At 54.6% G+C, this 10,315-nt stretch carries 8 protein-coding genes; 1 reads left to right on the forward strand and 7 read right to left on the reverse strand.

From position 1 onward, the window contains the following. Window positions 1-284: 284 nt before the first annotated feature. Window positions 285-2,672 carry an amino acid permease gene (locus tag SV253_08115; GenBank protein ID MDY6776021.1) on the reverse strand — a complete coding sequence of 796 codons (2,388 nt, stop codon included), beginning with the start codon at window positions 2,670-2,672 and terminating at the stop codon, window positions 285-287. A 533-nt stretch (window positions 2,673-3,205) separates the two neighbouring features. On the opposite strand from SV253_08115, the gene hisF reads away from it, so the two are divergent. Beyond that, on the forward strand, window positions 3,206-4,021 hold the full coding sequence (gene hisF, locus SV253_08120) for an imidazole glycerol phosphate synthase subunit HisF (GenBank protein MDY6776022.1): 816 nt from the start codon (window positions 3,206-3,208) through the stop codon (window positions 4,019-4,021). A gap of 219 nt (window positions 4,022-4,240) precedes the next feature. Here the strand turns inward: hisF and SV253_08125 are convergent, their stop codons facing one another. The 6 genes from SV253_08125 to aksA all read right to left on the reverse strand — a co-directional run bounded on the left by SV253_08125 (window position 4,241) and on the right by aksA (window position 10,241). Next, window positions 4,241-4,804 carry a nucleoside monophosphate kinase gene (locus SV253_08125; protein MDY6776023.1) on the reverse strand — a complete coding sequence of 188 codons (564 nt, stop codon included), beginning with the start codon at window positions 4,802-4,804 and terminating at the stop codon, window positions 4,241-4,243. 186 nt (window positions 4,805-4,990) lie between these two features. Beyond that, entirely contained in the window at window positions 4,991-6,418 is a 1,428-nt protein-coding gene (locus tag SV253_08130; GenBank protein MDY6776024.1) for a thiamine pyrophosphate-dependent enzyme, read from the reverse strand. Beyond that, the gene (locus SV253_08135) at window positions 6,415-7,380 is read right to left on the reverse strand and encodes an isocitrate/isopropylmalate family dehydrogenase (protein ID MDY6776025.1); all 966 of its coding nucleotides are present in this window, start codon (window positions 7,378-7,380) and stop codon (window positions 6,415-6,417) included. The genes SV253_08130 and SV253_08135 overlap by 4 nt, the downstream gene beginning before the upstream one ends. After that, window positions 7,373-7,858: a 3-isopropylmalate dehydratase gene (locus tag SV253_08140; protein MDY6776026.1), complete on the reverse strand. Its 486-nt coding sequence runs from the start codon at window positions 7,856-7,858 to the stop codon at window positions 7,373-7,375. The genes SV253_08135 and SV253_08140 overlap by 8 nt, the downstream gene beginning before the upstream one ends. After that, on the reverse strand, window positions 7,855-9,102 hold the full coding sequence (locus SV253_08145) for a 3-isopropylmalate dehydratase large subunit (protein ID MDY6776027.1): 1,248 nt from the start codon (window positions 9,100-9,102) through the stop codon (window positions 7,855-7,857). Before SV253_08145 ends, SV253_08140 begins: the two co-directional genes overlap by 4 nt. Continuing rightward, entirely contained in the window at window positions 9,099-10,241 is a 1,143-nt protein-coding gene (gene aksA / locus SV253_08150) for a homoaconitate hydratase (protein MDY6776028.1), read from the reverse strand. The genes SV253_08145 and aksA overlap by 4 nt, the downstream gene beginning before the upstream one ends. Window positions 10,242-10,315: the final 74 nt, after the last annotated feature.

Raw genomic sequence — 10,315 nt, forward strand, 5'->3', positions numbered from 1 at the left:
GGAAGCCCCTCCCTCAGCGAGCGCGTCAGCGCGAGCAGGGTGGGGTAGTTCACTCATCACTCTTCTCACACGAGTACTCGCCGAGCTTACGGCGTAGGATCGGCTCGGGCTCGCCGAAGCGCGTTGGCTGTTCGACGTAGTAGACGGAGTCGTTGGAGGAGCGTTCTGCACGTGAGAGGGTCTACGACGTAGCTCTACAGCTACACGAGTCTACTAAGGTAAGGTATCAGACGTAGCCGAACGCGCAGAAGTCTCGAAAGAGACAGCCAGAAATCAATCGATTTTTACTTGAACCTCTCGGTTATGAGCGATGTAATCCCAATATCCCGTTTAGCCATTATGACAGTGTTCTCCGAAAGCTTACCCACTTTCTCGGGTATAGATCCGAATATTAGTTGCTGTAACAGACCTTCACGTGTAGCACCTATGACAGTAACATCGTGAGTGTTAGAGAGTTCTACGATACTCTCAGTTGTGTCTCTACCTTCTACAAGACGAGTTTTAATACTGTCCCCAAGATCGATGTTTTCAGCCTCCTCCTGTAAGATTTTGTTAGCTCTCTCACGCTCATCTTCGTCTGCGTTGGGATCTATTACATTAATGACCTTGACCGAAGCATTATTTCCAACTGCGATAGCACGCGCAACCTCACCCGCTAACTCAGCGTGAGGTCCTCCTGAAGTAGGAAGAAGTATGGATTCAACATCTTTTGTCTCATCTATCTTCTCAACGAGTACGTCACAGCCGGCTCCCATAACCACCTCGTCTACGTTACTCCCCAGAACGAAGTCACGTCTTCTGCTCCTACTTCTCCATCCCATTAGTACGATGTCGATATCATCCTGCTCGACCGTATTGAGTATGGCTTTTGAAACTGAATGACCTATACGTATCTTGCCGTTTACGGGTATATCCGAGTCTTCTGCACACTCGATAGATCTCTCGATGATCTCACGCTGTTGATCCACGAACTTCCTACCCTCTGATAGAGGGGTCTGCTGGGGCACAGTAACTACGTTCATCACCTCTATCTCAGCGTCCCGTTCGTGTGCAACATCGATGGCTGTGTTCATTAGCTGTTCTATGCTTTCGGGATTCGCAATAGGTAGTAGGAGGCGTTCTTCTCTTTCAGAAGGCACCTTCTCTGTGACAACTGTGGGAGTCTCTTTTTCTATCTTCTCAATCTCCTGTGGGCGTGAATACGAGTAATATATGACGGCTCCGAGAACCATCCATACCACCGTAGTGACGAGGGCTACAAGCCCCTCGGATCCGTGTCCGATACCTATTGGTTCGAGTCCTAGTTCCAGAATCAGAAACGGAGTGAGTATGAACTGGAGAACGATCCCAACCAGAGGAGGCCAGGGCATATAAGGAATCTCGTAAGTTCTTTCGAGATCCGGATGTGTTTTGCGCATCTTGATAACTGTCCAGTTGACCTGGATGAAGAGAAGAATGAACATTATATCCGCTGAAGCCGCCACACTTTCTATGGGTAATACGACTGCCATCACGATTATTAGAACTGCTGATAGACCTATTGCGATGTGAGGAGTGCGTTTGTCAGGATGAACCCTATCGAGGAAACTCGGTAGAGAACGGTCACGTCCCATTGCAAAAGAGACACGACTTGAAGAGTAGACAGTTGCATTAAGAGCACTCATAGTAGCAGCTAATCCTGCAAAAAGTAGCAAGGGAACTCCGTACGGCATGAACTGACCTGCTGCGTGTATGATGCCTAGTTCACCCAATCCACCGAGTAACTCCCAGGTGTATACCTCAGAGGTAGATCCTGATATACCTTTAGAGAGCTGTATAAGGTGTTGAGTAACGTCGATACCTCCTATCGCTGCAAACGCAACAAGAATATATATAGGAACCACGATAGCGAGTGAGTAGAAGACGGCTTTCGGGACATTTTTTCCAGGATCCACTACCTCTTCGCCGCTCTGGACAATTATCTCGTATCCCTCAAAGGCAATATAAGTGAAACCCATCGCTCCTATAATTCCCACTATACCGTTCGGAGCAAAGCTCGGATTCGAGAAGAACTTATCAGTCCATCTAGGTGCTGTCACTGTAGCCCAAGATCCGAAGCCGACGAAGAGACCGAGTATTACGACCTTGATACCTGTGACTATTACACCTGCTTTTCCCGTCTCTTCGGCTCCTCTGTAGTTGATATACGCGAAAGCGGCTACCATTAGAACTGCGAGAAGTTTCTCGGTCATAACTCGACTCAGCATCCCGAAGAGAACGAAATGTTCGCCCAAACCAGTCGTATAAGTGATGAGTTGGGTCAGAAAAACACCGAAAGTGACCGCATAGAGCGAACACGCGACAGCGTGTGCGAACCAGCTCATCCAGCCCGCGAAGAAGCCGTTCGGGTCGACGAGAGCCTCCTTAACCCAGAGATAGCCGCCTCCTGCCTCGGGAAAAGCCGCCCCGAGTTCGGCGTACGAGACAGCTGTGAAGACAGCTACAAATCCGTTCAGCAGAAAAGCGAGGATTAGTGCGGGTCCTGCTATTCCCGCCGAAAATCCGGTGAGCGCAAATACTCCTGCCCCTATCATGGCACCGACACCGATGAATGTTATGTCAAAAAGGCTCATATCCCTCGACAGCTCTGTCTCAACTTCGCTGTCTTGGTTAGACTGATTCTCAGATGGCATGTCCCCCCTCTTTCTTTTCTAACTTCTTATTCTTACCGCATAAGCGGATAAATACGGTAGGTATACTTCAACTATCTGTAGCAGTGAATACTTGCCAATACGCCGTAGAGTCGGCTCGCTCTCTCCGAAACGAGTCGGCTGTTCGACGTAGTAGACGGTGACGTTTCTGAGCCGGGTCTCGGTCGCGCGCCTGTTCCATCTCTCACAGACGTAGCCGCCGAAGGCTTGTCAAAACTCTCCGAGACGGAGAAGACGTTAACTATCCCAGGCTCTGACGGTTCGAGTTCTAACACCGAACCGCGGACGACGTACCAGCCGTCCGACTCCGGCGGTTTGGTTAACCTATCCCAACTGCGTTTCTCGGGATCGACGGGGGAGTCCTCGGAGACGTCGACATATCTCGGAACTGACCGTTTTCGAGTCGAAGTCGAAATCGACTTTCATCCGTCTCGGTTCTTATCTCTCAGTTTTGTCACATAAACTCTGGTGGGAGACACGGCTCTTTTATACGCGCCCACCCTCTCTTCCGTAGAATGCTGACTTCACGCGTGATTCCGTGTCTCGACGTCACGATACAGGACGGCGAGCCACAGGTCGTCAAGGGAGAGCAGTTCGAGGAGCTGAGGTACGCCGGCGATCCTGTCGAGTTAGCGAAGAAGTACAACCGACAGGGTGCCGACGAGCTAGTCTTCTTAGACATAACAGCGAGCTCTGAGGGACGTGACACTATGCTCGACGTCGTGAGACGTACAGCGGACGAGGTCTTCATACCCCTCACGGTCGGCGGAGGCATCTCGTCGGTCGAGGATATTAAGGAGACTCTCAGGGCGGGAGCCGACAAGACTAGCATGAACACGGGCGCGATAAAGAACCCCGATGTCGTAGACGAGGGTGCCGAGAAGTTCGGGTCACAGTGTATAGTCGTCGCGATAGACGCACGACGCAACACGAGCGACGAGGGCGACCATTACTTCGAGGTCGACGGCGAGGACGAGGAGGTATGGTTCGAAGCAGTAATATACGGCGGAACTGAGCCGACCGGGATCGACGCCGTCTCTTGGGCACAGGAGGTCGAGAAACGAGGAGCGGGGGAGATACTCCTCACGAGCATGTACGGCGACGGCACCAAGGACGGATACGACATACCTCTAACGAGAGCGGTGAGCCGGAACGTCTCGATACCCGTTATAGCCAGCGGTGGCGCAGGGAATCCCGAGCACATGGTCGAGGCTTTCACCGACGGGACCGCGGACGCCGCTCTCGCAGCCTCTATATTCCACTTCGACGAGTACACGGTCGAAGAGGTGAAGGAGTACCTCGACGACTCGGGTATAAACGTCCGTCTGTAGAAACTGTTCTTTCTGACTACGCTCCTCTGCTAGCTTCGGTGTCCATGCCCCTACTCCTCTCACACTCGGGACAGGCGTAGACCTCGTCCTGGTTGTTTCCGAACACCCTGGAGTAGCTATCGCTGACGTAAGAACCGCATGTCTTGCACTCTGCCATAGAAGATCCTTGTTCGAGATTTATCGCGTCATTTTAAAAAGACTGTGGTTCTTGGTCACGGCTCAGTCGCTGCTACGTACCTCGTCTATAACCGACCGTATCTCGTCGTGGAACTCCTCGAGACTCGATCTGTTCTCGACGGTGATATCGGCGTTCTCGATAGCCTCGTCCATCCCGTAGCCTATCTCTCTCTCGTCCCTCTGTCTGAGATCGTCTGCTTCGGTCACGTCGTCCGAACGTCCCCTCTCACGTATACGTCCGAGACGCGTCTCGAAGGGTGCCTCGATAGCGACGAGGACGAAGTCACCTCCGAACTCGTCACGGAACCTCTCGGCTTCCGCCCATCCCCTCAAGCCGTCGACTAAGACGACTTGGCTGTCACCGTCTTCGAGCTCCGACTCTATGAGGTCGACACATCTCTCGGCGACAGCGTCTTCTCCTTCTTCCTCCCTGAGACTCGTTGCGACCTGACCCAGGCTCTCGTCGGTTCCGTCGGCTCCCCTCGTCTCGGCTTCTCGGCGTATGACGTCTCCCATTGTCACGACGGGAATACCCATCTCTTCGGCTACCTCCGCCGCCTCACTCTTGCCGCTTCCCGGCATACCTACGGTACCTATGACACGCATATGACTCAGTTCTCGTCGACGTGGTAACTGAGTACCGGTTTCCGTCCCCGTGATCCAAAAACTTTTTACATAAGTGCTACTAAGGATGTAGTAGCACCGGTTGATTCCCCCCCCATTTCCCCCACCATACATCAAACCGGTGTCACCCCCCACCCCACCAGTACAGTACTCGTTTTCTATTCCTCCTTATGATATAAGAGACAAAACTCTAACTCCGTCCTTAGATAGTAGACTGCTTATCTTAGAAGATGCTTTTACTACCCTGTCCGCGGACTCCTCAGCGAATATGTCAGGATCACATGACTCTATCAGAGATGGTAGTTTTTCGACGCCGGTTACTCTCTGACCTCCCGTGAGGTTCGAGACTCCGTCGTTGAGTATCACAACGAGGACGTCCTCATCTCTCTCAGACGCCTCCAAGAGACCCTGTATACCCGAGTGAATGAATGCGGTGTCTCCGACGAAAGCCACGGCGTCGTCGGGATGTCCGGACGCGAGGCTTATCGCAGATCCGAGTGCCGAAGCACCGTCGGCGAACTCGAACGGGGGACGTCCTGTGAGTGCTACCGAGCCTATGTCGACCGCGACGAAGACGTCTAGGAGATCATCGACGACAGTCTCGTAGATCTCGTAGAAAGGATTCGACTCAGGTAGGGGACGTCCGCTTTTCTCTATATCTGGGCTGACGGGTGAGGGATCGGTGAAAGCAGTCTCGATACCTCTCTTCACGACTTCCTCGGTCAGCCTTCCGTACCGCGGCAGATGTCCGGTCTCCTTTCCCACCACGTTTTGGGTGTCGAGGAAATTTTCTATCAGAGGATCACCGTCCTCGACTACGAGGACTCTGTCGTGTCTCTCGACGAAACGTTCCGCCTCGGACGGTACTGGATACGAGTATCCGAGCGAGAGATGTGAGACGTCGTCGGGAACCACTTCCGAGGCGTCGCCACACGACAGTACGCCGAGGTCAGTAGCCTCGTCTCTCAGACTGTGTAGATCCGATCCGTCGACGTACTTCCGTATCTCGGGACGTATCTCTTCCTCGAAGACCTTTCTGCGTCTAACTACGGGACCTTTCCATGCCCTCTGTCTGTCGAACTCGCCTGTCTTTTCTATCCTGTCGAATCTCAGTCTCTCGACTCCAGTCTCAGATTCGAGAAGACGCGAGGTCACGCGCACGATACAAGGCACACCTACGTCTTCTGAGAGTCTTAGACCCTCCTCGACTGACTCGAGTAATCCGTCTACTCCCGAGGGGGTCAGAACCGGAACCCGCGCCTTGAAACCTAACGAGCGTGAGTCTCCCTCGTCCTGTGACTTGACGGCTCCGGGATCGTCGCCCGCAATGACTAAGACACCGCCGCCCGTCCCGAAGGTGGCTGAGCTCGCGAGGGGGTCGAGTGCAACGTTGACACCCACGTGTTTGGCTATGAGACAGCCCCTCTCGTCAGCGAACGACCTTCCTATGGCTTTCTCCATCCCCACCATCTCGTTTGGAACCACGTCGGCGTCGGTCTCCTCGACCAGATCCGTGACAGGATATCCCACGACTCCCGCCGTGTATACGTCGTTTTTCTTGAGACAACGCGCGACCACTTCAGCACCACTAATCATATGTAGAGACTTTCTCTCTTCGTGAGTTCGTCTATCACTGCTTCGACTACTTCCTCGGTCGATGACTCTCCTCCTAAGTCGGGCGTCGGTGCGCGTCTGACCCCCTCATAGGTTGCTTCTTCGAGCTTCCTACTCATCTCCTCGAAGCCGAGGTAATCGAGCATCATAGATGCGCTCAGAAGACAGCCCGCGGGATTGGCTACTCCTTTGCCGGCTATGTCGGGGGCACTCCCGTGGACGGGCTCGAACATCCCGAAGTCGTCGCCTATGTTCGCGCTCGGTGCTACTCCTAACCCGTCTCCGAGTCCGGCTGTGAGATCGCTGAGTATGTCTCCGTACAGATTCGGCGTGAGTAAGACGTCGAACTCCTCACCATCTCCGAGGTCGTGGGCTACGGAGTCGACGAGCCTTTCGTCGTACTCGACGTACGAATCCTCAATGACTTCTCTGCTCACGTCTCTGAAGAGACGGTCCGAACCCACGACGTTGGCTTTGTGGACTACGGTGACTTCTGTCTCTGCCTCTTCGACGGCTTTTACCGCCGTCTTCCGTGTCGCCTCTGTTGTCACTGAACGGACTGTCTCACACGCGCCTTCCTTTGATATCTCCTCCCCCGAGTAGAGACCCTCAGTGTTCTCCCTGACTACTGTCCCAGTCCGCGAGGGGCGTACGTTGGCATAGAGTCCTAGCTCGTTTCTCAGACGGAGTACGGTGCTCTCGTACTTCGGGTCGTCGGGACTCTCGACGGCTCCGAGAAGAAGGGCGTCACAGTCACGTATCCGTCGGATCGTTTCTTCGGTGATGCCTGTTTCTATGTCTTTTGCCTCCCAGACAGACCTCCCGACATCGAGGCTCACGGTCTCGATACCCACGTCGAGACATCTCAGAGCCTCGACCGTAGCAGGTACGACCTCTCTGCCTACTCCGTCTCCCTCAGCCACTCCTAAACTGATATCAGCCATTCTTTCTCCTCCAGCTTAGCAATCCACCCGCTTCGAGAACTTCACGAAGCCTCTCGGGAAGCTCCTCACACTCGTGCCTCGTCTTCCCGGGCTCCGACTCCACTACTACGGTGCCTTCCGACAGATCCACAGAGACGCGGTCACCGTCGTCGGTGTCTTCGGCGACCGACGCCGTTGCTATCGGGAGACCCACGTTGATCGCGTTTCGGTAGAATATACGTGCGAACGACTCGGCGACTACTCCACTGACCCCGGCTGCCTTTATCGCCCTCGGTGCCTGTTCACGTGACGATCCGTACCCGAAGTTCTCACCCGCGACTATAACGACCCCCTCGCTGTCGTCCGCAAACCGGGGATCTACGCCCTCCATGACGTGGTCAGCCCACACATCCTCGTCACGCCGGAGGTACTTTCCGGGTATTATCTCGTCGGTGCTGATGTCGTCTCCGAATCTCCTCGCTTCTCCTTTGACCTTCATACTACCTCCGCTGGGTTGGTTATCTCCCCTTCTACTGCACTCGCAGCGACGGTCTCGGGCGACCCGAGATACACGTCTCCCGATCCCATTCTCCCGTCGAAGTTCCTGTTGCCCGACGAGATACAGACCTCCCCGTCTCCGACGACTCCCTGGTGGTATCCCATACACGGACCACATCCGGGGTTGAGTATAGTCGCGCCGGCTTCCATAAGCACGTTCGAGACGCCCTCGTCGTTGGCTCTCATCAGGGCTTCCTTCGTGGCGGGAACTACTATCAGACGCGTCTCGGGTGCTACCTCTCTGCCTTCGAGGATTTCAGCCGCGGCGGCTAGGTCGGAGAAGCCCCCGTTCGTACAAGTTCCTATATGTGCCTGATCCACAGCCGTACCTTCGACTTCGTCGACTGGAACGGCGTCCTCGGGAGCACCCGGACGTGCTACGAGGGGTGACTCGGGAGCCTGTATACGTATCTCGTCGTCCCAAGACCCCGAGTCGGAGTAGACGGGGTTCGCGTCCTCCTTTCCTGTGTACTCGAAGGTAGTCTCGTCGGGTGGTATCACCGCCGACTTCGCGTCGGTTTCGACACCCATGTTACACAGGGTTATCCTCTCCTCTACGCTGAGATCCTCTATACAGTCGCCGTGGTACTCTATCACGCTGTAGTTAGCACCGCTCGCTCCCAGCTCCGAGACGATCTTGAGAGTCAGATCCTTGACTGTAATACGGCTCCGGCTTGGGTCGAATCCCTCGATCTCTATCTTAATTGTCTCTGGAACACGGAACCACAGCTTTCCCGAGATGAGTGCCTCGGCAATATCAGTGCTTCCCACACCTGTCGAGAATGCTCCGAGTGCACCGAAGCTACACGTGTGTGAGTCGCCTCCGACTACAATATCTCCGGGGTTTATGTAGTCTTTCTCGGGGAGAACCCTGTGACATATCCCCTCACCCTCGTGTCTGTCGATGCCGTTCTCGGTGGTCCAGTCCCTTATCTCAGACTGCTGTTCGGCGACGTCCTCGTCGGGTGCCGGGAAGTAGTGGTCGAAGGGAACAACCACCTTGTCGGAGTCCCACGGCTCCTCGTCGAGTTCCTTCATAGCCTCGACGGCTAGGACACTCGAACCGTCGTGAGCCATCACGAGGTCGAGATCAGCCTCAACAACGTCTCCTGCTCGCGCTTCCTCACCCGACGCGTCCGAGAGCATCTTCTCCGCCATCGTCGTAGGCTCTGTCGCCCGCGTCATCTTTCTCTCACCTCCTCGACTAGCTCGGATATACTGACTGTGTCTTTTCCCGACTTGAGATCCTCGACTACTTCCTCAATCTCGTCCTCGATCTCTATACCCTCTCTCTCGGCGATGAACTCTACTGCCTTTCTACCCGAGTGTTTCCCGATCTCGAACTCCCTCTCACCTCCGACTTTCTCAGGCGGGTATACCTCGTAAGTCTCGGGGTCGTTGGCTATCCCCTCGATGTGGACACCGCTCTCGTATCTGAAGGCGTTTTTCCCGACTACCGGCTTCGTAGGGCTGACCTCTATTCCCGATCTCTCTTCGACGACTTCCGAGAGACGGCTCAGTTTCTCAGTCTCTACTACGTCAAAAGAGTACTGTGTCGAGAGGACGACTGCGACCTCTTCTAGGGGAGTGTTGCCCGCGTTCTCACCTATGCCGTTCACAGTCGTGTGTAGCTGTACTGCGCCCTCCTCGGCTGCGGCAACTGTGTTCGCGACTGAAAGACCCAGGTCGTCGTGGCAGTGTACCGAGACAGGTACCTCGACCCAGTCTCTGACCTTAGTCACCATCGCTCGTGTCGTCGGTGGGGTTAGAGCACCCACAGTGTCGGCTATACCTACCATGTCGACTCCTCTTTCCTCGGCACCCGTGTAGAGACATCTGAGGAAGTCGGGGTCGGATCGTGTAGAGTCCTCGACAGCGAAACGCACCTCTATCCCGTGATCAGACGCGTACTCGACCGTCTTGAACGCCTTCTCAGCCGCCTCCTCCCTCGTTATACCATACTTCTGACTCAGATGGCGGTCGCTCCCGGCTATGAATACACCTACTGCGTCGGCTCCCGTCTCTATCACGGAGTCTATGTCGTCTTCCAGACACCGCGCGAGACACGAGATCTTAGCATCTGTTCCGATACCCACGACCTCCCCGACGGCTCTTCTCTCGTCGTCACTTACAGCCGGAAAGCCCGCCTCTATGTATCCCACTCCCGCTTCGTCAAGCAGATGCGCTATCTCCTTCTTCTCCTCGACCGAGAACGAGACTCCGGGTGTCTGTTCTCCATCTCTTAACGTGACATCGTATATATGGAGGTCGTCACTCAGTTCGGGTCTGTCGACGAAGTTCGAGAAGCTGTTGGCTTGGGTCATTGTGGTTGTCGTGTTTACTTTCGGTACTTCCCAACTGAGTTAGCTCAGGGTCTTTGTTGAAGCCGGCTTGGATA

Origin of the sequence: Candidatus Afararchaeum irisae (assembly GCA_034190545.1) — an archaeon.
GTDB classification, from domain to species: Archaea; Halobacteriota; Halobacteria; order Halobacteriales; family Afararchaeaceae; genus Afararchaeum; species Afararchaeum irisae.

What these genes read in the sequence shown, in the direction of transcription:
- SV253_08135 (MDY6776025.1), bottom strand. Translation starts at nt 7,380, where the DNA reads ATGGCTGATATCAGTTTAGGAGTGGCTGAGGGAGACGGAGTAGGCAGA.
- SV253_08140 (MDY6776026.1), bottom strand. Translation starts at nt 7,858, where the DNA reads ATGAAGGTCAAAGGAGAAGCGAGGAGATTCGGAGACGACATCAGCACC.
- SV253_08145 (MDY6776027.1), bottom strand. Translation starts at nt 9,102, where the DNA reads ATGACGCGGGCGACAGAGCCTACGACGATGGCGGAGAAGATGCTCTCG.
- SV253_08130 (MDY6776024.1), bottom strand. Translation starts at nt 6,418, where the DNA reads ATGATTAGTGGTGCTGAAGTGGTCGCGCGTTGTCTCAAGAAAAACGAC.
- aksA (MDY6776028.1), bottom strand. Translation starts at nt 10,241, where the DNA reads ATGACCCAAGCCAACAGCTTCTCGAACTTCGTCGACAGACCCGAACTG.
- SV253_08115 (MDY6776021.1), bottom strand. Translation starts at nt 2,672, where the DNA reads ATGCCATCTGAGAATCAGTCTAACCAAGACAGCGAAGTTGAGACAGAG.
- SV253_08125 (MDY6776023.1), bottom strand. Translation starts at nt 4,804, where the DNA reads ATGCGTGTCATAGGTACCGTAGGTATGCCGGGAAGCGGCAAGAGTGAG.
- hisF (MDY6776022.1), top strand. Translation starts at nt 3,206, where the DNA reads ATGCTGACTTCACGCGTGATTCCGTGTCTCGACGTCACGATACAGGAC.